This window comes from Idiomarina abyssalis, from assembly GCF_900116625.1.
GTDB classification, from domain to species: Bacteria; Pseudomonadota; Gammaproteobacteria; order Enterobacterales; family Alteromonadaceae; genus Idiomarina; species Idiomarina abyssalis.
In genome coordinates this window covers 585842-608900 of record NZ_FPBE01000001.1, presented here as the reverse complement: position 1 = coordinate 608900, position 23059 = coordinate 585842, and the positions used below count along the sequence as shown (strand labels likewise).

Here is a 23059-nt window from a genome sequence, read left to right as displayed (position 1 = left end):
TTCCTTGGAAGCGCTCAACAATTTTTTACTTTGGATTGATGGGTTTTTAGGCTCTGCAGCCTATTTCCCATTTATTTTGCTCGGTGTGGGCTTATTTTTCTCTTTGTACCTTGGCTTTCCTCAGGTCCGCTATTTCAGACATGCATGGAGAGTGTTAGCAGGGAAGTTTGATCGCAAAGACTCACAAGGCGATACCAGTCATTTCCAGGCGTTATCAACGGCGTTATCAGGAACTGTGGGTACAGGTAACATTGGTGGTGTTGCGCTGGCAATATTCCTCGGTGGTCCGGCCGCTATTTTCTGGATGTGGATGACTGCCTTTTTGGGTATGACAACGAAGTTTGTCGAAGTCACACTGTCGCACAAGTACCGCGTTAAAACCGAAGACGGCACTATGGCCGGTGGTCCCATGTATTACATGGATCGCCGCCTTAATATGAAGTGGCTAGCTGTTATCTTTGCCATTGCAACCATTGTGAGTTCTTTTGGCACAGGAAACATGCCCCAAATTAATAACATAGCGCAGTCAATGGAGCAGACATTTGCAATTGATCCTATCTGGACAGGTGCTATTTTATCCATTTTACTGGCTATGGTTATTATTGGTGGTATCAAGCGAATAGCGGCGGTTACCTCAAAAATTGTTCCTATTATGGGAATTGTTTATGTTATCGGTTCTTTAAGCGTTATTTTCTTCAATATCGATAACATTGGTTCGTCCTTTGTTTCCATTTTCAGTGACGCCTTCACGGGTTCAGCTGCGGCTGGCGGGTTCCTTGGTGCAAGCTTTGCTTATGCCTTTAACCGTGGTGTAAACCGTGGTTTATTTTCGAACGAGGCCGGTCAGGGTTCTGCTCCTATTGCACACGCCTCGGCAAAAGCGAAAGACCCTGTAGCTGAAGGTTTGGTTTCGATTCTTGAGCCGTTTCTGGATACCATTTTAATTTGTACTTTAACCGGTTTGGTTATCTTGTCTTCGGGTGTGTGGACTGAGAAGTTTGAGAACAATTTTGCCCGAAGTGATCTGGATTTTGTTGTCGGTGAATACAACGACGTTGACAGCGAAGACAGACAAGAATTGTACAAGTACTTAAATGGCATTAGCGATACTGAAATAACGCGTTACTCGGGCACTTTACAAGTTGTAGATGGCCAGGCTCAGACGAATGGTGAAATCACGATTTTACACGCGCGTTCTGTTGCTGAAGATGTACGTTTCGTTATTGCAGGAGAAGATGCCTACAACGGTCAGGTTAGAATTGAGAACGGTAATCTGATCAAAGAGGATATTCAGGTTGTTGGTAAGTCATTAGTGCACTCTGCTGCTCTTACCTCACTGGCTTTTGCAAACGGTTACTTTGGTGATTACGGTCAGTATATTATTCCAATTACCTTGTTAATGTTCGCATTTTCAACGGCCATTGCCTGGTCCTATTATGGTGACAGGGCGGTTGTCTACCTGGTTGGACAGAAAGGGGTCATGCCTTATCGCATACTGTATGTGGCGGGCTTCTTCTGGGCGTCTTTTGCCGATACAACGCTGGTTTGGACAGCCTCTGCCGTTGCCATTGTCTTAATGACATTACCCAACTTACTGGGCATGATTTTGCTTCACCGCGAAATGAAATCGACCGTTAAGTCGTACTGGAAAGACTTTGGTGATGCCGATAAGAAGAAGTGATTTATTGCAATAAACTGAAGCTAAGCGGCCAACGATAAGTTGGCCGTTTTACTTTTATTCCCGGGTAACGCTTGAAATTAAGAGCAAAAGCCTTATATTGCAAGGACTGCATAAGAGATAGGTTGTATATGGCGTTAACACAATGTCCTTCGTGTAATAAACGAATTTCAAGCAAAGTAAAAGAATGTCCGCATTGCCAGTTTGTGCTGGCCGGTCAGTCAAAGGAAGATATGGAACGTGAGTGGCTAAGACTTAAACAAGAAAAGTCTGATAAGCTGGTTTCACGTTCAATGCTCGCCTTACTTATTGCTATTGCTGCTTTTACTTATTTGTTCATGCAGCAGCCTATGCCTAATACCTGGCAATACGGTATTGCTGTTGGTGCAATGGTTGGTGGAGTCGTCTGGTTTTTAATCAACCGTGTGCAGCTTCTCTTCTTAAAAAAGAAAAAGCGGTAACCCCTATGCAATTCGACGATTTAATTAAAAGTATGAACCAGGAAGTCTATGAACGCCTGGTACAAGCTGTTGAAACGGGGAAATGGCCTGACGGCAACCGTTTATCTGACGAGCAACGTGAAAACTCCATTCAATTAGTTATGGCTTATCAGGCGCGCTATGCAAGCTCCGATGAGGCTTTTACTATTGGTGCTAATGGAGAGATGGTGACAAAAACAAAACGCGAGCTAAAAGAGCAGTTTAAAGACACTCCCGAAGAATCAATTGCGCGTTTTAAACTCGATGGACAAGAAGGCTAATTATGAGCTCTCAGCTGTATTCAGATTTGTTAGCCCAAAGCAGGGCATTAACAGAGGCCGAGCCCGATTTAATTGCAAACCTTGCGAATATTTCTGCGCTACTTTACGAACATATTGATGACGTTAACTGGTTAGGTTTTTATTTAACCCGCTTAGACGATGAATTAGTGCTGGGTCCTTTCCAGGGGCGAGTTGCCTGTGTCCGGATACCTTCTGGCAAAGGCGTTTGCGGAGTAGCGGCACAGTCACAAGAGTGCCAGCGAGTCGAAGATGTTCATCAGTTTTCCGGACACATTGCGTGTGACTCGGCATCAAACAGCGAAGTGGTGGCACCTATTGTTGTAAATGGAAAAACGGTTGCGGTACTGGACATCGATAGCCCATCAATCGGCCGTTTTAGCGAAGAAGATGAAAAGGGTATTAAAGCGATTGCTGAATATTGCCAGTCATTAGATTGGTCAGGGTTGCAGCGCTGATATGTTTGTTGAATTCGATATTCATAGCTATTTAGTGACGAAGCAGGACGTTGTTTTTTTCGAAGAGCAGGAAGAAGAAGCCGCTGACCGAATCAACGAAATGCTTCATCACATTAATGCATTACGAGAGGATGACGATACAACAGAGCAGCTTGAAGAAATGGTTCGTCGTACGCTGTACGACTGGATCGAAGAGCCTGCCTTATTAGATTTGTCATTTGATGAAATGGACGACTATGTTCGAAACTTAATGAAAGTTGTCCGCGAACAGGAAGAAGAATGGAATGAGTGAACCTGAAAAGCTGACGAAGAGCAAAGATGTTATTGCCTACTTAACTGAGCAATTTCCTGAGTGTTTTAGTATTAAAGGCGATGCTAAGCCATTAAAAATCGGTATTTTTGAAGACTTAGCGAAACGTCTGGAAAATGATGACAAAGTGAGTAAAACGCGCTTGAGAACAGCGTTACGTCATTATACGAACAGTTGGCGTTACCTTCACAGTATTAAAGCTGGTAGTCAGCGCGTGGATCTTGATGGTAAATCAGTTGAAGCGGTTACTGAAGAGCATCAGCAACACGCTCAGGAGACATTAAAAGAGTCAAAGGCGAAAGTTGCTGAAAAGAATAAGGCTTCTGCTAAGGCTAATGCAAAGAAGGCGCCGGCTAAGAAGAAAGCGGAAGGCGCAGGTAAACCTAAGTCTAAGCCCACCAAAAAAGCTAACAAACCTGAAGTTAAATTGGCCGATGTGGAACTCAATAACCTTTCCGTTGGTCAACAGGTACAGGTAAAAGCAGGGAATACCCCAATGTCAGCAACAATTTTGGAACTGGACAAAGATGATGTTCAGGTTCAGTTGCAAAACGGGTTAACCATGAAAGTTAAAGCAGATAAAATTTTTCTGCGCGCGTAGGAGTAGTCGATGAAACACTGGGCTGTAAAAAAATGTGCATTGGCACTGATGTGTGTTGTTCCTGCTGCGGTTGCTATACCGCCAGAGCACAAAATCAGTGAGTTACCAGAATTAGAGCAAGAAGCTCAACACGATACAGCCAGTGAGCGTATTACCTCTTATTTTACCCGCTATCATTTCAGTAGTCTGACGCTTGATAATGAACTGTCTGAAAAGATTCATGAACGCTATTTCGAGCTGCTTGATTACAGCAAGATGTTTTTGCTTAAAGAAGATGTAGAAGCGGCAGATGAATATCGCCATTTATTCGATGACATGCTGAAGCGTGGTGAGTTGGATGTCGCTTTCGATATCTATCAGAAAAGCCTGGAACGCCGTTTCCAGCGTTATGAGTATGCCTTGTCTTTGCTTGATGAAGAGGAGCCTATGGACTTCTCAGCAAAAGATGACAAGTACTACTACGACCGGGAAGACGCAGAATGGGCATCGTCTCTGGAAGAGCTCAATGAACTTTGGCAAAGCCGGGTTAAATACGACGCTCTTAACTTGAAGCTTGCCGGTAAAGAATGGCCGGAAATTGTTGAAACCTTAGGCAAGCGTTATAACAGCGCATTAAACCGATTGACCAAATCTAAAAGTGAAGACGTTTTTCAAACCTTGATGAATGCATTTGCTCGCTCGGTTGAGGCGCATACCAGTTATTTATCTCCTTCTAATTCAGAACGTTTTCAGCAGAATATGAACCTTGAACTTGAAGGTATCGGTGCCGTTTTGCAGTCAGAATATGATTACACCGTAATCCGCAGCCTGGTTCCGGGTGGTCCGGCGGACAAAACTGGAGAGCTCTCACCTGAAGATAAGATTATCGCTGTTGGCCAGGGTAAAGGTGAAGATGAAGAAGACTTCGTTGATATTATTGGCATGCGGTTGGATGACGTTGTTGAACTCATTAAAGGGCCAAAAGGAACCACGGTTCGCTTACAGGTCTTAAAGGCTAGCCAGGGCGCTGGCGGTACGCCGAGCGAAGTTGAGATTGTCCGTGACAAAGTTAAGCTGGAAGATCGCGCGGCCAAAGCTGAAGTAAAAGAATTTGAAGAAGGCCTTTATAAAGGCCGACGCTTGGGAGTTATTGAAATCCCGGGGTTCTACAATAATTTAACTGCTGATGTTAAAAAGCTAATAGAAGACTTAGAAAGCAAAGATGTCGAAGGCCTTATCGTAGATTTACGTGGTAACGGCGGCGGAGCGTTAACCGAGGCTATTAGCTTAAGTGGTTTATTCATTGATAAGGGGCCGGTTGTACAGGTGAGCGATGGGCGTGGCCGAATTGACGTCAGTGAAGATAAAGACGGAAAGACATATTATGAAGGACCATTGTTCGTTATGGTCGACCGTTACAGTGCATCAGCCTCTGAAATTTTTGCTGCAGCTATGCAAGATTATGAACGGGCACTTATTATTGGTGAAAACACCTTTGGGAAGGGCACTGTACAGCAGCATCGCGGTCTGGCTCGTCGCTTTGACTTTTACGATAATCCGTTAGGAAGCGTACAGTATACGATTGCGAAGTTTTACCGTATTGACGGTGGTAGCACCCAACTGAAAGGTGTTCAGCCTGACGTTGTTTTCCCTTCTTTTGTTGAAGCTTCTGAGTGGGGTGAAAGTAAAGAAGACAATGCTTTGCCCTGGGATAAAATTGATAAAGCGACATATAGCACAGTTGGCAACATCAATAGTGCAGAGGTAAAAGAGTTGCAACAACAGCTGAATCAACGAATAGAGGATGATCCTGAATTTTCTTATGTGTTTGAGGAAATCGAAAGATTCAGAAAGGAACGTGATAAAACCTGGGTTAGCCTGGTTTTAGCTGAGCGTGAAGAGAAACAGGAAAAGCAGAAAGCAATACAGCTAGAGCGCGTTAATGAACGTTTAAAGCGTGCGGGTAAAAAGCCTGTTGAAGATATTGAAGAAGCGCCGGAAGACTTTGTTGAGGTGGATCCTTACCTTGACCAGGCCGCTCTGGTTGCATTCGATTTTATTGATGATAAGCAACTTGCTTCGAATTAAGAGTGTAATTTTTAAAGTACCGCCTTTACGGCGGTATTTTTTTGTGAACTTGTCATAGACCCTATTTTTGTGGTCATATAGCGCGTTAATAAACACAAACGATTAATAATAATGACAACAAATAATCAAGCTATCTCGAGCCGGTGGTCAAGCCGGCTAAGTTTTATATTGGCTTCTTCTGCCGCTGCTGTTGGCTTAGGTAACATTTGGAAGTTTCCTTATGTAATGGGCGAAAACGGGGGCGGTGCTTTTGTCCTTGTTTATCTGCTTTGTATTTTGGCTATTGGCATACCCATTATGATGGCTGAGGTCATTATAGGACGGCGTGGGCGCCACTCTCCAGGGTATGCCGCAAAATCAGTTGCGTTAGAATCCGGTAAGCACTCTGCCTGGCAATCGGCCGGATGGCTGGGCATGCTTACCGGCTACTTAGTTTTAAGCTTCTATGCCGTGATCGCAGGCTGGGCATTAGCTTACGTATTCAAAGCAGGACAGGGTGCATTTACCCAGGCTTCAGCTGAAGAGATAGGAAAAACCTTTGAAGGTTTATTGGCATCTCCTGGTGAGCTAATGCTTTGGCACAGCCTGGTGATCATAGCCACAGTTTTGGTTGTTGGTAATGGTGTAAAAAATGGCCTTGAAAGGTCGGTTAGATTATTACTGCCCTGCATGATTGTTCTATTGGTGGTCATTGCGGTCTACTCCGGCAGTATTGGCGATTTCTCTGCTGCAATAGGCTTTATGTTTGAGCCTGACTTTAGCAAGCTCAGTGTTAATGGTGTCATGATAGCACTAGGCCATTCATTCTTTACTTTAGGCCTGGCCTCTGGCGTTGTCATTATGTATGGCGCCTACCTTCCACGTGAAACTTCAATTGTGCAAACCAGCCTCTGGATTGCTGTTATAGATACTTTTGTAGCATTGCTTGCCGGTCTGGCCATATTCCCGCTGGTTTTTGGTTATGGCTTAACTCCAAGTGAAGGCCCCGGGCTTATTTTCACAACCTTGCCTTTAGCCTTTAGTGAGATGCCGGCGGGTGGTTTTGTCGGAACAGTGTTCTTTATCATGCTGGTTATTGCAGCATTTACATCGGCCATTGCGATGATTGAGTCGTCTGTGGCTTTTGTTGCTGAAAAATTTTCCTTAAGTCGCTGGCCGGCAACAATCGTATCGGCCGGAGTATTGTGGCTTCTTGGGCAGTTAACGATCCATTCCTTTGCCGGGTCTGAATGGGCGCAGTTAAGCGGAGAATGGTTTGGTAAGCCAATTAATTCACTCTTTGATATCATAGATGTTTTAACATCGAGCTTGTTACTACCACTAGGCGGTTTACTGTTGGCGGTATTAGCAGGTTGGGTGATGCGTTCTGAATTCACAAAAGACGAACTGGATACCAAAAAAGGCATTTTCGATGTCTGGTTACTTTGTGTTAAATACATTTCTCCAGTCGCCATCATTATTATTTTTTTACAGCTAATTGGCTTTATAAAACTTTAGGTTGAATAATTAATGAGTCATAAAACAAAAGCACCCAGTTTATTACAAGCGCTGATCCCTTTAATTGCGCTAATTGCTATGTTGTCTTCGTCGGTTTATTTGTTTGGCGAAGACTCTTCTTACGGACCGAACCAGATAGCATTGTTAGTTGCGGCTGGCATTGCCGTTATTATCGGCTTCCGAAATGGTTTTAGCTGGCAGCAAATTGAAGAGGGTATTACCGAGGGCATTTCCGTTGCTCTGGGTGCAATGCTTATCATTCTTGCGGTTGGCTCATTGATTGGTACCTGGCTCTTATCGGGTACCGTCCCTACACTCATTTATTTTGGCCTTGAGCTGCTAAATCCGAGCTTATTCTATGCCGCTAGCTGTATTATCTGTGGTGTTGTTGCCTTGTCTATCGGTAGCTCCTGGACTACCGCCGCGACTATTGGTGTGGCTTTAATGGGCGTAGCATCAGGAATGGGTTTAGAGCCAGGCATTGCAGCGGGCGCTATTGTTTCAGGGGCTTATTTTGGCGATAAAATGTCGCCATTATCGGATACCACAAACCTTGCGCCAGCGGTTTCGGGGACGGAACTGTTCGCACACATTCGTTATATGGGCTACACCGCAGGCCCTGCGTTTGTTATTTCAGTCGTGCTGTTTTTAATTCTTGGCCTTAATGCCGATACTAATGTGAGTTTACAGCGCCTGGAGCTTATGCAGGAACAGTTGCAGGGTACCTTTAATATCGGTTGGCCGATGTTAGTTCCATTAGCTGTATTGCTTTATTTGGCTGCAACTCGAAAGCCTGCGTTACCAACGGTATTTTTTGGCGCATTACTGGGCGGTGCCTGGGCGCTTATTTTTCAGCCTGAAATGATCAGTTTTATTGCCGGAGAAGAAGGTTGGGTGCCGGCCATTAAAGTCGTTTGGTTAGCATTATCAGACGGTGTGGAGGTCAGTACCGGCAGTGCCAATTTAGATTCACTGCTAAGTGGCGGTGGAATGGTGTCAATGCTGAATACGGTTTGGCTTATCTTAAGTGCCATGACATTCGGCGCTATCATGGAAAAGGTTGGCCTGTTAGAACGCTTTATCCGCGGCATGCTGAAGTCGGCTAAAAGTGTTGGCTCGCTAATTACAGGCACCATTTTTACTTGCTTTGGGGCAAACGTATTAACGGCTGATCAGTATATGGCCATTGTATTGCCAGGGCGTATGTTTAAAGAAGAGTATGAACGCCGTAATTTAGACCCTCGCGTTCTGTCCCGAACACTGGAAGACAGCGGTACGATCACCTCGGCTCTTATTCCATGGAACACCTGTGGTGCTTATATGTTCTCAGTACTTGCGGTGAGCCCGTTTGAATATGGTATTTATGCGTTCTTTAACTATCTGACACCGCTTATTGCCATTGTATTTGCTTACACGGGTTGGACGATACTGTATCTAAACCCTAAAGAAGAGACAGCGAAAGCTTAATCAATACAGAAGGAAGCTATGACACAATTACCAAAGGCTAAATATCGTAAAGATTATCAAGAACCTGAATTCACAATAACGGATGTCGATTTAACGTTTGATCTTCATCCGACTGAAACTCGGGTAAAGAGCGTCTTAAAAGTTGTACGACAAGGCGAACATGAAAAGCCTTTGGTACTTGATGGAGAACAGTTAACTCTGCTGAGTATCAAAGTTGATGGGGAAGAGGTTTCGGAAGACTTATACCAGCATGATGAGCATAGTCTGACCCTCAAAACGCCTCTCAACTCTTTTACTTTAGAAATTGAGAACCGTGTTAACCCGACGGCTAATGAAGCTCTCGAAGGTTTATACCTGGCAGAAAATACGTTCTGCACACAATGTGAAGCGGAAGGTTTTCGGAGAATAACCTTCTACCTTGACCGCCCGGATGTTTTAGCTAAATTCACCACGACTGTTATTGCCGATAAGAGTGACTTTCCGTACTTGCTATCAAATGGTAACCGGATCAAACATCTTGAGCTTGAAAACGGTAAGCATTTGGCTACCTGGCAAGACCCTTTTCCTAAGCCTTGTTACTTATTCGCTCTGGTTGCGGGCGACTTTGATATTTTACGTGATGAGTTTACCACCCGGGAAGGGCGAACCGTTGATTTAGAACTCTTTGTCGATAAGGGCAATCTTGATCGCGCTGATCATGCCATGTTGTCGCTTAAGAACGCGATGAAGTGGGATGAAGAGCGCTTTGACCTGGTTTACGATCTTGATATCTACATGGTCGTAGCTGTGGACTTCTTCAACATGGGTGCGATGGAAAACAAAGGCCTGAATGTTTTTAACGCAAAGTATGTATTAGCGAACCCAAAAACCGCAACCGATCAGGACTTTCTCAATGTTGAGTCGGTTATAGGGCACGAGTATTTTCACAACTGGACCGGCAACCGAGTCACTTGTCGTGACTGGTTTCAACTGAGCTTAAAAGAAGGCTTAACGGTATTTCGTGATCAAGAGTTCAGTTCAGATTTAGGCTCTCGCGCAGTTAACCGAATTCAGGATGTTCGGGTTATTCGCAGCCATCAATTTGCTGAAGATTCAGGTCCTATGGCGCACCCAATTAGACCGGATAAAGTGGTTCAAATGAACAACTTCTACACGGTAACGGTCTATAATAAGGGCGCTGAAGTTATTCGTATGATCCACACTCTGCTTGGCGAAGCAGGTTTCCAGAAGGGCATGAAGCTTTATTTTGAGCGTCATGACGGCAACGCAGTTACCTGCGAAGACTTTGTCAAAGCCATGGAAGATGCTAACGGTAAAGATTTCACCACTTTCCGTAACTGGTACTCGCAGGCTGGCACACCGGTTGTGACCGTTGAGGAAGTTTACGACGAAAACAAAAAACGTCTTACGTTAGTATTAAAACAGTCAACAGCTTCAACTCCCGGCCAGGAGGAAAAGGCCCCGTTCCATATTCCTGTTAAGTGGTCCGCCTATAGCGAACAGGGTCAACGTTTGTCATTAAGCGATGATGACGTCTTGCACTTGAAAGATGCCGAAGCAACTTTTGCTTTTGACAATGTTGCAGAGAAACCGATTTTGTCCTTATTTGACAACTTTTCGGCTCCGGTAAAAGTAAAACGGTCGTTAACCGATGGCGAGCTCAGAGTATTACTTGCTCATAGCGAAGACGACTTCAGCCGCTGGGATGCTGCCCAGTCGCTGTTTACGCGTATTGTGGAAAAGGGCATTGCTACTCATAGCAGCGCCGAACTGTCCGAACAAACCATTCAGGCGTGCCGGAACTTACTTCAGGCAAATACGGATCCGGCTTTAAAAGCACTGGCCTTAACTCTGCCAACGGCATCAACTATCGCTGATGGTTATCAGACTATTCCGGTTGAAGCCATTAATGCTCAGTTGAAGTCGTTAAAATTGCAGTTGGCCGAAGCCTTAGAGGATGACTTCAAAGAGCTTCTGGATGTTTGTGTCTCTGAAAAAGCTTACCAGTTAAATGGCGAGGATATTGCTAAGCGTCAATTGAAGCAGGTTTGTTTAAGTTACTTAGCTGAACTTGGTGACAAAACTTCTAATCGCTTAAAGCAACAATTTAACCAGGCTGATAATTTGACCGACCAGCTTGGTGCTTTACAGGCGGCTGTCTGGGCGAATAACGTCGTTGCGGAACCTTTGTTAAATCAGTTTGAAGAACAATGGCGTGGTGAAAAACTGGTTATGGATAAATGGTTCAGCACCCAGGCTCTTGCTAACAACGAAAAAACGGTTGAACGAGTTAAAAGTTTAATGACGCATCCGGACTTTTCATTAAAAAATCCTAACCGTATATATTCTCTATTAGCAGCATTTACGCAGAATCAGTCGCAATTTCATAGAGCTGATGGAGCAGGGTACGAATTAATTGGCTCAGTCATTCAGCAATTAAATACCAGCAACCCTCAGGTTGCTTCGCGTTTACTTTCCGCCTTTGTTAGCTGGCGACGTTATGACAGTAACCGGCAGCAACTTATGCGTAAAGAGCTTGAGACATTACGAGAACTGCCAAACCTGGCGAGTGATTTGTTTGAAAAGATAGAAAGTTGTCTAAGTGAATAATTATCTAAAGGTATAACGCGACGGTGATTATTGAATATGTTTTTAACCTGGGAATGAGCTATCAAGAATTCTGCGATGTTTATTACAGCAAGGGTTATCAACAAGTCGTTGTTACAACGGTAAACGGCACGCGGGTGGCACTTCCCGCGGGTCGTTTAATTCCTTTTATTGACACCCAGGGGATACACGGACGCTTTCTTTTACAGGTTGATGAGCAGCAAAAATTTGTGGGTTTAAAGCGTCTGACATAGAGTCCATTCAGTTAAACTAAATACTTATATTTCCTTCCCCGTCATATCTGGTCTAAACACCTGTTTTTAGCAAGAATAAGCGTTGAAACCCCCGCGTAAATGTCCGACAATAACATCAATCATATATTCTCTGGCCGTGGGCCCCATTTGGGCTTGCCTACGACGTTTCACCAACAACCTCAAGGACTCTGTAATTATGTCGTTGGTCGATAGTCAATCTCCGGTTTTACTGGAAAAAGTCGTTGAATTGATAAATAAGAAAGTTCCTTCCTCTCAGGCGCACTTAGTAGCAGATTTTGCCAAGCGCCTATATCGTAATATTGCCAGTGATGACTTAACTAACCGCCACGACAGCGATATGTATGGTGCGGTTTTAGGCCTGTGGCACAGTTTTAATGAATATAAGTCCGGTGATAAAGCGCTGATTAAAGTATACAACCCTGAAGTTCCAACCGATGGCTGGGAGTCACCGCATACCATTATTGAAATCATTCAGAGTGACATGCCTTTTATGGTCGACTCTGTACGGATGGCGTTGGCTAGGCTAGGGATCACCTCTCACTTGTTGTTGCATATGCCTTTAAGCCATAAACGCGATAGTAAAGGTCAAGTTAATGAACTGCAAAAGCCGGGCACACGTAGCGATGACAACTATGTAGATACGGTGTTTTTGATTGAAATAGACCGTCAGACAAGCCAGAAAGAGATTAAGACTTTAAAAAATGAACTGGTTTCTGTCATGGAAGAGATCAGTCTTGCGGTGCAAGATTGGCAATCGATGCGCAGCCGTCTACAAGCGGTTTCAGAACAATTGAGTAATGATTATTACCCAGGCTCTAAAAAAGAGAAAAAAGAAATTCAGCGTTTTTTACAGTGGCTGGCAAACGATAATTTTACGTTAACAGGCTATCGCTCGTATGAGTTAACCCCGGTAAAAGGGGACTACGAACTTAAACAAGTGAAAGATTCGAGCCTGGGTCTGATGAAAAACTCCATCAGCGACAAAGGCCGTCTGGTTTCAAGTTTACCCGAAGATGCTCGCGAAATAACCCAAAACGATCGTTTGTTGTTATTAACAAAAACGAATTCTAAATCGCGGGTGCATCGCCCGGCATATTCTGACTATATCGGTGTTAAGCGATTTAACGAGAAAGGCGAAGTGGTGGGCGAGGATCGTTTTATCGGTCTTTATTCAGCAAACTTCTACAATAACAGCGCCCGTGATATTCCGCTTGTCAGCGAAAAAATCTCTCGTGTGTTAGAGATGTCAGGTTTTGCTCCACAGTCCCACGCCGCAAAAGCGTTATTGAACATTTTAGAAACGTATCCGCGAGATGAAATTGTTCAGGCTGAAGAAGATGACTTGCTGACTGTTGGCCTGGGCGTTTTACAAATGCAAGAGCGTGACATGACCCGCGCTTTTCTGCGCCGTGATATCTTCGGCCGCTTTATGTCCTGCATGGTTTACGTGCCAAAAGAGCGTTATAACACGCTATTGCGTCAGAGAACTCAAAGCGTTTTAGCCCGTACATTAAAAACTGAATATGACGTGGACTTTACCACTTACTTCTCCGAGTCTTCATTAGCGAGAACACATTACACAGTGCGTTTGAGCCAAGATCATCAGGATGTGAACGTGAAAGAATTAGAACAGAATTTAATTGAAGCGGCCCGCACATGGGAAGATAACTTCGAACGTATTTTGCAGTCGACCTTTGGGGAAGCCAATGCAACGCGTTTAAACAAACGTTATTCCACCGCGTTCCCACGAGCTTATAAAGAAGACGTACTTCCCTCAGTTGCTATATCAGACATTAAGCAGCTTGAGTCGCTAAATGACGAACATAAGTTGGGTATGGTTTTATACCGTGCGCAGGAAGAAAAAGACGACAGCAAACATTTACACCTGAAGTTATTCCATAAAGATGAACCGATTCATCTGTCAGATGTGTTGCCGATGTTGGAAAACTTTGGTCTGCGCGTCATAGGTGAGAGTCCGTATCAGATAAAAACTGCCGACGGTGATGTGTACTGGGTGCTGGACTTTCATATGTTGCATACCGCAGGTTCACTAAACCTGGAAGAAAGTCGTGAAACTTTCCAGGAAGCGTTTGCACTCGTCTGGAATGGTAAATTAGAAGATGATGGATTCAACCGTCTGGTGTTAGGTGCCGGCATGAATGGTCGCCAGGCAACTATTTTGCGCATGTTCGCCAAATATATGCGCCAAATTGGAACGACATTCAGTCAGAGTTACATAGAGAGCACATTCAGTAAGTATCCGCTGTTGGCCAAGCTGGTTGTGAAAATGTTCTACAGCAAGTTTGAGCCGGGAACAAAAGGCGCAGAGAAGAAAATCGAAGCGCTTCATACTCGTATCAATACGGAACTGGATAACGTAGCAAACCTTGATGACGATCGTATTATTCGTCGCTATGTTGAGCTCATTGATGCCGCGTTACGCACTAACTTCTTCCAACAGGATGAACAAGGTAACGATAAACCCTATATTTCGGTTAAGTTCTTACCTGAACTTGTTCCGGAAATGCCATTGCCGTTGCCTAAGTTCGAAATCTTTGTTTATTCCCCGAGAGTGGAAGGTGTGCACCTTCGTGGTGGAAAAGTAGCGCGTGGTGGTTTGCGTTGGTCTGACCGTCGGGAAGACTTCCGTACTGAAGTGCTTGGATTGGTTAAAGCGCAGCAGGTTAAAAACACAGTGATCGTTCCTGTTGGTGCTAAAGGTGGCTTTATTTGCAAAGCGTTACCAGAAGACCGTGAAGGCATGATGATCGAAGGCAAAGAGTGCTATAAAACCTTTATCCGTGCTTTGCTGGATATCACAGATAACATTGTTGAAGGTGAGATTGTTCCACCTAAAGATGTGGTTCGTCACGACGAAGATGACTCTTATTTAGTGGTTGCAGCTGATAAAGGTACCGCTACTTTCTCTGACATTGCTAACGGCATTTCTGCTGAGTACAACTTTTGGCTCGGTGATGCTTTCGCATCAGGCGGTTCCGTTGGCTATGACCACAAGAAAATGGGTATCACCGCTCGCGGCGCCTGGGAGTCTGTAAAACGTCACTTCCGGGAAATGGGTATCGATTGCCAAACAACCGATTTTACCTGCGTCGCTGTAGGCGATATGGGCGGGGATGTTTTCGGTAACGGTATGCTGCTGTCCAAACACACTCGCTTGCAGGCGGCATTTAACCACTTGCACATTTTCATTGACCCTGAACCGAATGCAGCGAAGTCATGGGAAGAACGAGATCGCTTGTTTAAAATGCCTCGTTCAAGCTGGGACGACTACAATCGCGACTTAATTTCAAAAGGTGGTGGCATATTCTCAAGAAGCGCGAAAGCTATTGAGCTAACGCCTGAAATTAAGAAAATGCTGGGCACCCAGAAAAAATCAATGACCCCTAACGAGTTAATAAAAGCCTGCTTAACAATGGAAGTCGATCTTATCTGGAACGGCGGCATTGGTACCTATGTTAAAGGTAAGGCCGAAACGGACAGTGATGTTGGCGACCGCGCTAACGACGCATTACGCGTAAATGGCCGGGAGCTAAACGCTAAAATTATTGGAGAAGGCGGTAATTTAGGCTTTACTCAGTTAGGACGTATCGAATTTGCCCAGAAGGGCGGTCGAGTCAATACGGACTTCGTCGACAACGTTGGTGGTGTCGACTGTTCGGATAACGAAGTTAATATCAAAATTTTGCTAAACGGTTTGGTCAATAATGGCGACCTTACTAAGAAGCAACGCGATAAGCTGCTTTATGATATGACCGACGACGTTGCAAAGATTGTGCTTGATGACTGTAACAGACAAACACAATCTATTTCTGTAACGGCATTGCGCGGTACCGATCAGGTTAAAGAATACCAGCGCTTCATTCATCATCTCGAGCGGGAGCATGCATTAAACCGTCAGCTTGAGTTTTTACCCGATGATGACGAACTGGTCGAACGTCAGGCAGCTAACCAAGGCCTGACACGCCCAGAATTAGCCACCATAACGGCTTATGGGAAAATGGTTCTGAAAGAGCAACTGATTACGGATGAAATTACTGAAGATCCGTATCACATGCGCGAATTATTTGATTCTTTCCCGGAAGCATTGCGTGAGAGCTTTGCGGATAGCATGACATCACATCCGCTAAAAGGTCAGATTATTGCTACTAAGTTGGCTAATAATATCGTTAACGATATGGGACCTAACTTCGTATTCCGTAAGCAAGAAGCTACCGGCGCATCGTATGCAGAAATTGCATCAGCTTATGTGGTTGCACGTGAATGTTTTAAAGTCGAAGAGCTTTGGGAACAAATTGAAGCTTTGAATAACAAAGTTCCGGCTGAAGTTCAGAATGATGTTCTATTCCAGCTTCGTCGTATGGTACGCCGGGCAACGCGTTGGTTCTTGCGCCATCGTAACCCTGCATTAAGTGGTGTGCAGGAACACCTGGACTTCTATATGGGCGCCTTCGATGACTTGCGCAAAAATAGCCTTAAGTACATGGTGGAAGAGGAAGCGAAAGTCATTGAGCAAAGCATTGAGAAGTACAAAGAACATGGCTTCCCGGCTAACCTTGCTAAGCAGGTTGCCAGCCTGAGCACGGTGTTCTCTGCTATGGACTTAGCGGAAGTGGCTAATGAAACAGGCCAATCGTTTAAGACTGTCGGCACATTGTATTTCCGTTTGGGCGCAGAGATAAACCTGCACTGGTTCTTAACTCAAATTAATAATCAACCTGTTGCAAATCACTGGCAGGCACTGGCACGAGCTGCGTTCCGGGAAGAGCTGGATTGGCAGCAACGGTCTTTGACTCAGGTTGTGCTGCGTTCCACACCGGATGTTAGCGATCCTGAGAAAATGATCAGTGAGTGGATAGAGCAAAATGAAGTCTTGCTTTCCCGCTGGCAGCAGATGTTATCGGATTTCCGTACAACGAAGAGCCATGAGTTTGCTAAGTTCTCGGTTGCTCTGAGAGAGCTGATGCTGTTAAGCCACAACTGTGCACCGAAAGTAGTCAATTAATGTATAAGCTGATTCGACCATGGTTGTTTAAACAAGATCCCGAGAAAACGCACGAGCTTACGCTCGGGATCTTAAGTAAATGGCATCGGACTCTGTTGTCTTTGCTTTGGAAGCAAAACCTACCAAGTAAACCTGTCCGGGTTATGGGGATAGACTTTCCTAACCCGGTAGGCTTAGCGGCGGGGCTTGATAAAAATGCTGAGTGTATCGATGCCTTTGCACAAATGGGCTTTGGATTTATTGAAGTTGGTACAGTTACGCCTTTAGCACAGCCAGGAAATGATAAACCGCGTTTATTTCGACTGGTTGAAGATGAAGCAATTATCAACCGCATGGGGTTCAACAACCACGGTGTGGATGTATTGCTCGAAAACGTAAAGGCTTCATCTTATAAAGGTGTGCTGGGCATCAATATCGGTAAGAATAAAAACACCGCGGAAGAGCGAGCCCTTGATGATTATCTTGCGTGCCTGGAAAAGGTTTACCCTTACGCCGGTTACGTGACAATTAATATTTCATCACCTAATACACCTGGTTTAAGAGATCTTCAACATGGTTCAAGTCTTGATGCTTTGCTTTCCGGGCTTAAGGAGTCGCAACTTGAACTGGCGAATAAATATGATCGTTATGTTCCGCTGGTTGTGAAAATAGCTCCGGATCTTGAAGAAAGCGAAGTTGAAGTCATGGCTCAGTCTTTGTTGCGAAATAAAATGGATGGTGTGATTGCCACAAACACGACACTTTCGCGAGATGGTTTGCGTGATGATAAGGCTAAGGAAGCAGGGGGCTTAAGCGGTAAACCACTACAGGATAAAAGTACTCGAGTGATAGAGCTCTTATGTAAAACTTTGCAAAGGCAGATACCAGTAATTGGTGTTGGTGGCATAGATTCACCCGAGGCGGCGCAGGCCAAATTCAGGGCTGGAGCTAGCCTGGTGCAAATTTATACAGGGTTTATTTATCAGGGGCCGGGGCTTATTCGCTCAATTGTTAACCGCTTGTAATAGCCGTGCGAGTTTAGTATCTTATCGCAAGGCTTAAATTCTTCTAATTATAAAGGCTAACACTGTGGAATCGGAATCCCATTGGCTATGGTTGTTCAATGCAGAAACTGGCAAGCTCAGCATTAAGCTGAACGAAGACAGCGTCTTTGAAACACCTTACAAACCGAGTCAATTAGTCAATATTCACTTTAGTGAACAGCTAATGGATATTGAGGATGCTACAACCTTCCAAAAGGTTAGTGAGGTTTTAGAGTCTTATCCTTCAGATAAAATCCCCTGTACCCCATGTAGTGCGGCACTCAATGCAACTGCATGGAGTCGTTTTGGTCGTCCTCAAATGCCTCAAAGCTGGCATTTCCAAAAGTCCGACATTAATGAATGGCCGGCAGAGCGCACCTTATGCGAGTTAAATTCAGGCTTCGACCAAGGGTTATTTTTAATTCTTGATGCAGATGATGAATTTGCAACCTGCTTATTATTAAGCGATGGAATGCAGCTTTCGGCAATTAAGTCGTTAAAACAGTTTTACGTTATAAAAGTCACATTAAATCGACTTTTACCTGCGACAGTCGACTTAGCAATGTCAGCGCAGTCTAACTGGAGCCAACAGCTGGCTTAGTAAGTTTATTTATTAATTTTTTCAGGGAAGTACAGAAAGTACAGATGTGTTCTGGGGAATTAATACAAGGGTATTCCTGTCCGGACGTTGGTTGCGGGGGCAGGATTTGAACCTACGACCTTCGGGTTATGAGCCCGACGAGCTACCAGACTGCTCCACCCCGCGTCCGATTGAGAGCGCATAGTATAGTCATAGTTTGCATCACGCAAGCTTTATTTGACCCAATTGAATAGTATTTAAACAAACAGGGTTTAACTGCTGTTTTATTAGCCGTTGCGCTGCGTAATGCCCTTATTTCTGCTGCAATTACAGACAGCCACTAAGCTCTCCGTTATAATTGTCCTCTTAATTTTTTAGGCGAAGTTTCTATGTATCGTTTTTTTATTGCGTGCTCCAAAGGTCTTGAAGGGCTTTTATTTGATGAGCTGCAAGAATTCAACTTAAGTCATGTTAAGCAAACCCTTGCGGGCTGCTATGTCGAGGCTGATTTGCAGCAGGCTTATACCGTGGCTATGTGGTCCAGGTTAGCAAGCCGCATGCTATTACAACTGGGTGAAAAGGAAGTTTCCAGCCTGGATGAGATTAAACTGGCATTGACTCAATTCTCCTGGAGCAAGGTTTTCGATGCGAACAGAACTTTCGTGGTTGATTTTTCCGGCGGTAATGACGACATTCGCCATACCCAGTTTGGCGCACAGTTAGTTAAAGACTGCATTGTCGACAACTTTCGGAATAACGGGTTCGAACGCCCCAGTATTGATAAGCAGGACCCGGACATTCGTATTGCGGTAAGAGTGCATAAAGACAAGCTAACCTGGTCTTTAGACTTTACCGGCGATGGTATGCACAAAAGGGGATACCGCCTGCAGCAGGGGGAAGCGCCGTTGCGGGAAACCTTAGCCGCCGCCATATTAGTTCGTGCGGGCATCAAAAATGAATTAGAAAAAGATGAACCTGTTATTTTGGACCCGTTTTGTGGTTCAGGCACCTTAGTAATAGAAGCTGCCATGATGGCTATGGATCACGCGCCAGGCTTGAGCCGCGCGCATTGGGGCTTTTTGTATTGGCATGAGCATTCTCCGCAATTATGGCATGACGTACTCGAGCAGGCAGAACAACGCTTTAAAGAAGGGAAGAAGAACTTCAAAGGCCAGTTAAAAGGCTCTGACAACAACCCACACCTGGTCGCTAAAGCTAAAGATAACGCCAAGCGAGTGTTATTACATGAAGTGATAGAGTTTGAAGTTGCAGATGCGACAAACTGTGAAGCACCGGCGGAAAGTGGCCTGTTAGTCTGTAATCCTCCCTACGGGGAACGTCTGGGTGAGGCCGTTGAAACCTTACTCTTGTACCGACGTTTTGGTCGTCAATTAAAAGACACTTTCCATAATTGGCATATAGCCGTACTGGCGGGAGACGAGCAGTTATTGAAACGTCTGAAACTGCGTAGTCATAAGAAATACCCGCTGTTAAATGGTGCAATTCCGGTTAATCTGGCGCTTTACGACTTAACTAAAGAGCAACCTGACTTCGCAGAGAGTCAAGCAGACGACTTGGTTAATAGGGTTAAGAAGAACTACGCGAAACTAAGTAAATGGGCAGACAAGGAAGGACTGGATTGCTGGCGTGTTTATGATGCCGACATTCCTGAGTACAACGCCGCTATCGATATCTACCAGGATTACGTCGTTGTACAGGAATACGCAGCTCCAAAAGACATTCCGGAAGGTGTTGCCAATGACCGTTTGTGGTTCATGCTGGAGTCCTTAAGTTCAGCTTTGCCAGTGTCAGAAGACAAAATTATTCTAAAACGCCGTCAGCGCCAAAGCGGTAAACAGCAATACGAAAAACAATCGCAGGACAGCACGGTGTTAACGGTTAATGAATACGGCGCCAAGTTTGAGGTGAATTTAACCGACTACCTGGATACCGGCTTATTTATGGACCACAGACTGGTGCGTAAAGAGCTACTGGATAAATGCGAAGAATTGGATGTGCTGAATTTATTTGCCTACACCTGCACCGCCTCTGTTCAGGCGGCCAGAGCCGGAGCCGCACGAGTGGTTTCCGTTGATATGTCGAAAACTTACCTGAAGTGGGGCGAGCGTAACTTTGCCTTAAACCGTTTACGAGGCGACTACCAGTTTATTCAGGCTGACTGCTTTAGCTGGATGCGGGAACAACGTGGCAAGCAACTGTTTGACGTTATTTTCCTTGATCCGCCCACTTTTAGTAACTCAAAACGTATGAGCGGAACTCTGGATATACAACGTGACCACGTCGGTTTGATAAAAACCGCCACGGGAATGTTGAAAGAGGATGGCGTGATTCTATTCTCTAACAATAGAAAGAAATTCCGCATCGACACCGAAGGCCTGGATAAAGCCGGTCTTGAAGTAAATGATCAGACCCAGGCCTCAATACCCGAGGACTTCAAACGCCATAAAGGTATTCATCATTATTATATTATTTCACGGGCTTAATTAATGTCTGCGTTTTATTTGCTTACGAAACCAAACTGTCCGCTTTGTACTCAGGCTATTCAGTTATTGCATTCGCTTGACCTGGAAGAGCCGGTTGAACTTGGAGTAGTCGACATTGCCGAACAGCAGGAGCTGCAAGAAGAGTATGGCTGGTTAGTACCAGTATTTATTCGGGGAAAAGACGACGCCGAGCTGCGTTGGCCTTTCGATGCTAATCAATTGCTGGAGTTTGTAGAGCAATGAGTTTATTACGTGTACAGGATGCGCACCTGGCCTTTGGCGCCGATGCCATTTTAGACGGTGTTGATTTTACTATTGAAGCGGGTGAAAGGGTTTGTTTAGTTGGCCGAAATGGTGCGGGCAAATCAACTTTACTGAAAGCTATCGACAGTGAAGTGGTTCTGGACTCGGGACAAATACAGTGGGTTGGAGATACTAAGGTAACACGCTTACCTCAGGACCCGCCCAAACAGTCAGAGCAGAGAGTATTTGACTACGTTGCCGAAGCCCTCGCGGAATCGGGTAAAGCGTTGGCTCGTTATCATGAACTCTCAGCCAGCCTTACTGACTCGCCAAGCAGTGCCACACTTGATGAAATGGATAAATTGCAGAATCAATTGGACGCCATTAACGGGTGGCAGGTGAATACGCGAATAGAGCAGGTCTTAACGAAACTGCAATTGCCGGCCGATGAGACCATGGCTTCACTTTCTGGTGGTTGGCTACGCCGTGTAGCTTTGGCTCGTGCCTTGGTTGTTGATCCCGACATTTTGTTGCTGGACGAACCGACCAACCATTTGGATATTGAAATGGTGCGTTGGCTGGAAGAGCAAATCGTTAATTTTTCTGGTGCTGTGCTATTTATTAGCCACGACAGGGCATTTATTCGTCGTCTGGCCACCCGAATTATCGATCTTGATCGTGGGCATTTGACCAGTTACCCCGGAAATTACGATACCTATTTGCAAAAGAAGCAAGAAGCGCTGGAAGTCGAAGCAACTCACAATGCCGAGTTTGATAAAAAGTTAGCTGCTGAGGAAACCTGGATTCGACAAGGAATAAAGGCTCGACGAACTCGCAACGAAGGTCGGGTGCGTGCACTCCAGGATTTGCGCAAACAACGACAGCAACGTCGAGAACTTCAGGGCAAAGCGAACCTGTCTGTTAATGAGTCATCTCGTTCAGGCAAAAAAGTTTTTGAAGGGGAAGATCTGTCCTTACGTTTTGGTGAAAAACCGATTATTAATGATTTGGACTTATTGCTAATGCGCGGCGACAAAGTCGCTTTTGTCGGTCCGAATGGTTGCGGCAAAAGTACCTTAATCAAGGTTATTCTGGGCATGCAGGACGTTGACAGCGGAAAAGTTCAACTGGGTACAAACCTTGAAGTTGCTTATTTTGATCAACATCGATCGCAACTTGATCCTGAACAAACCGTGATGGATAACGTCGGTGATGGTAAGCAGGATATCGAATTTCAGGGACGTAGCCGTCATATTCTTAGTTACTTACAGGACTTTCTGTTTAGCCCTAAACAATCCCGGACTCCCGTTCGTGCCTTATCTGGTGGTGAGAGAAACCGAGCTCTGTTAGCTAAGATCTTGCTGAAACCCAGCAATATTTTGGTACTGGATGAGCCGACCAACGACCTTGATATCGAAACTTTAGAGTTACTGGAGCAAATTGTTGCAAATTATCAGGGGACTGTTCTGTTAGTCAGCCACGATAGGGAGTTTGTCGATAACACCGCCACTAGCGTTTTGTATTTTGAAGGCGAGGGCGTTATTACTGAAATAATTGGTGGTTTTACTGAGCTAAACCATTATTTAGCCGCTAAGGCTGAAAATTCATTTTCAAATAGCGGAACCAAAGCATCGTCAAAAGAGTCAGACAGCAACAAAAGTTCGCAAAATAAGCAGAAAACGGCCGACAAAGGTTCAGACAAGCCTAAGAAGAAGTTATCCTATAAACTGCAGCGCGAACTAGAACAGTTACCAAAGGTTATTGCTGACAAAGAAGCAAAACTTGAAGAATTACAAAAAATAATGAATGAACCGGGGTTCTTTGAACAGCCACTAGATAAAACGGAACCAGTGATGACTGAAATTGCCAGTATTGAAGAGCAATTGATGCAGGACCTGGAGCGCTGGGAAGAACTGGAAAACTTATCAGAACAGAGTAGTTAGTTAATA

General features: G+C 44.8%; 17 protein-coding genes and 1 tRNA gene. 17 read left to right on the top strand and 1 reads right to left on the bottom strand.

Features of this window, described 5'->3' with window-relative positions; genetic code table 11:
- Positions 1–4: 4 nt before the first annotated feature.
- The 14 genes from BM359_RS02910 (at position 5) to BM359_RS02845 (ending at position 18384) form a co-directional block, all read left to right on the top strand.
- On the top strand, positions 5–1681 hold the full coding sequence (locus BM359_RS02910; RefSeq protein ID WP_054487787.1) for an alanine/glycine:cation symporter family protein: 1677 nt from the start codon (positions 5–7) through the stop codon (positions 1679–1681).
- 128 nt (positions 1682–1809) lie between these two features.
- A complete protein-coding gene (locus tag BM359_RS02905; protein WP_054487785.1) occupies positions 1810–2139 on the top strand; it encodes an eL43 family ribosomal protein in 330 nt (109 codons plus the stop codon).
- 5 nt (positions 2140–2144) lie between these two features.
- Positions 2145–2438, top strand: a complete 294-nt coding sequence (locus tag BM359_RS02900; protein WP_054487783.1) for a YeaC family protein — start codon at positions 2145–2147, stop codon at positions 2436–2438.
- Positions 2439–2440: 2 nt separating this feature from the next.
- Complete coding sequence (locus BM359_RS02895) at positions 2441–2914, top strand: GAF domain-containing protein (RefSeq protein ID WP_054487781.1); 474 nt, start codon at positions 2441–2443, stop codon at positions 2912–2914.
- A gap of 1 nt (position 2915) precedes the next feature.
- Entirely contained in the window at positions 2916–3206 is a 291-nt protein-coding gene (locus BM359_RS02890) for a hypothetical protein (RefSeq protein ID WP_054487779.1), read from the top strand.
- The gene (proQ, locus tag BM359_RS02885) at positions 3199–3825 is read left to right on the top strand and encodes an RNA chaperone ProQ (protein WP_054487776.1); all 627 of its coding nucleotides are present in this window, start codon (positions 3199–3201) and stop codon (positions 3823–3825) included. Before BM359_RS02890 ends, proQ begins: the two co-directional genes overlap by 8 nt.
- Before the next feature lie 9 nt (positions 3826–3834).
- Positions 3835–5892 (top strand): carboxy terminal-processing peptidase, encoded by a 2058-nt coding sequence (gene prc, locus BM359_RS02880; RefSeq protein WP_054487774.1) that lies wholly within the window; start codon positions 3835–3837, stop codon positions 5890–5892.
- Positions 5893–6003: 111 nt separating this feature from the next.
- The gene (locus BM359_RS02875) at positions 6004–7389 is read left to right on the top strand and encodes a sodium-dependent transporter (RefSeq protein ID WP_054487772.1); all 1386 of its coding nucleotides are present in this window, start codon (positions 6004–6006) and stop codon (positions 7387–7389) included.
- A gap of 12 nt (positions 7390–7401) precedes the next feature.
- A complete protein-coding gene (nhaC, locus tag BM359_RS02870) occupies positions 7402–8856 on the top strand; it encodes a Na+/H+ antiporter NhaC (RefSeq protein WP_054487770.1) in 1455 nt (484 codons plus the stop codon).
- An 18-nt stretch (positions 8857–8874) separates the two neighbouring features.
- Positions 8875–11466: an aminopeptidase N gene (pepN, locus tag BM359_RS02865; RefSeq protein WP_054487768.1), complete on the top strand. Its 2592-nt coding sequence runs from the start codon at positions 8875–8877 to the stop codon at positions 11464–11466.
- A gap of 23 nt (positions 11467–11489) precedes the next feature.
- Positions 11490–11717: a DUF2835 domain-containing protein gene (locus BM359_RS02860; RefSeq protein ID WP_054487765.1), complete on the top strand. Its 228-nt coding sequence runs from the start codon at positions 11490–11492 to the stop codon at positions 11715–11717.
- Between the two features lie 196 nt (positions 11718–11913).
- A complete protein-coding gene (locus BM359_RS02855; protein ID WP_054487763.1) occupies positions 11914–16761 on the top strand; it encodes an NAD-glutamate dehydrogenase in 4848 nt (1615 codons plus the stop codon).
- Positions 16761–17765: a quinone-dependent dihydroorotate dehydrogenase gene (gene pyrD, locus BM359_RS02850; protein WP_054487761.1), complete on the top strand. Its 1005-nt coding sequence runs from the start codon at positions 16761–16763 to the stop codon at positions 17763–17765. Before BM359_RS02855 ends, pyrD begins: the two co-directional genes overlap by 1 nt.
- A 64-nt stretch (positions 17766–17829) precedes the next feature.
- Positions 17830–18384, top strand: a complete 555-nt coding sequence (locus tag BM359_RS02845; protein ID WP_054487759.1) for a cell division protein ZapC domain-containing protein — start codon at positions 17830–17832, stop codon at positions 18382–18384.
- An 88-nt stretch (positions 18385–18472) separates the two neighbouring features.
- Here the strand turns inward: BM359_RS02845 and BM359_RS02840 are convergent.
- Positions 18473–18549, bottom strand: a tRNA-Met gene (locus BM359_RS02840).
- Between the two features lie 203 nt (positions 18550–18752).
- Here BM359_RS02840 and rlmKL point away from each other — a divergent pair.
- Genes rlmKL through uup form a run of 3 tightly spaced genes read left to right on the top strand, consistent with a single transcriptional unit; the run spans position 18753 to position 23053 of the window.
- Entirely contained in the window at positions 18753–20867 is a 2115-nt protein-coding gene (rlmKL, locus tag BM359_RS02835) for a bifunctional 23S rRNA (guanine(2069)-N(7))-methyltransferase RlmK/23S rRNA (guanine(2445)-N(2))-methyltransferase RlmL (RefSeq protein ID WP_054487757.1), read from the top strand.
- 3 nt (positions 20868–20870) lie between these two features.
- Positions 20871–21110, top strand: coding sequence for a glutaredoxin family protein (locus BM359_RS02830; RefSeq protein ID WP_011234529.1), 240 nt, complete (start codon positions 20871–20873; stop codon positions 21108–21110).
- Positions 21107–23053, top strand: a complete 1947-nt coding sequence (gene uup, locus BM359_RS02825; RefSeq protein ID WP_054487755.1) for an ATP-binding cassette ATPase Uup — start codon at positions 21107–21109, stop codon at positions 23051–23053. The genes BM359_RS02830 and uup overlap by 4 nt, the downstream gene beginning before the upstream one ends.
- The last annotated feature ends 6 nt before the right edge of the window (positions 23054–23059 follow it).

Excerpts from the sequence above, each read along its gene's own strand:
- pyrD (WP_054487761.1), top strand. The coding sequence starts at position 16,761 with ATGTATAAGCTGATTCGACCATGGTTGTTTAAACAAGATCCCGAGAAA.
- BM359_RS02890 (WP_054487779.1), top strand. The coding sequence starts at position 2,916 with ATGTTTGTTGAATTCGATATTCATAGCTATTTAGTGACGAAGCAGGAC.
- prc (WP_054487774.1), top strand. The coding sequence starts at position 3,835 with ATGAAACACTGGGCTGTAAAAAAATGTGCATTGGCACTGATGTGTGTT.
- BM359_RS02900 (WP_054487783.1), top strand. The coding sequence starts at position 2,145 with ATGCAATTCGACGATTTAATTAAAAGTATGAACCAGGAAGTCTATGAA.
- uup (WP_054487755.1), top strand. The coding sequence starts at position 21,107 with ATGAGTTTATTACGTGTACAGGATGCGCACCTGGCCTTTGGCGCCGAT.
- pepN (WP_054487768.1), top strand. The coding sequence starts at position 8,875 with ATGACACAATTACCAAAGGCTAAATATCGTAAAGATTATCAAGAACCT.
- BM359_RS02895 (WP_054487781.1), top strand. The coding sequence starts at position 2,441 with ATGAGCTCTCAGCTGTATTCAGATTTGTTAGCCCAAAGCAGGGCATTA.
- BM359_RS02905 (WP_054487785.1), top strand. The coding sequence starts at position 1,810 with ATGGCGTTAACACAATGTCCTTCGTGTAATAAACGAATTTCAAGCAAA.
- BM359_RS02875 (WP_054487772.1), top strand. The coding sequence starts at position 6,004 with ATGACAACAAATAATCAAGCTATCTCGAGCCGGTGGTCAAGCCGGCTA.
- nhaC (WP_054487770.1), top strand. The coding sequence starts at position 7,402 with ATGAGTCATAAAACAAAAGCACCCAGTTTATTACAAGCGCTGATCCCT.
- BM359_RS02855 (WP_054487763.1), top strand. The coding sequence starts at position 11,914 with ATGTCGTTGGTCGATAGTCAATCTCCGGTTTTACTGGAAAAAGTCGTT.
- BM359_RS02830 (WP_011234529.1), top strand. The coding sequence starts at position 20,871 with ATGTCTGCGTTTTATTTGCTTACGAAACCAAACTGTCCGCTTTGTACT.
- rlmKL (WP_054487757.1), top strand. The coding sequence starts at position 18,753 with ATGTATCGTTTTTTTATTGCGTGCTCCAAAGGTCTTGAAGGGCTTTTA.
- proQ (WP_054487776.1), top strand. The coding sequence starts at position 3,199 with ATGAGTGAACCTGAAAAGCTGACGAAGAGCAAAGATGTTATTGCCTAC.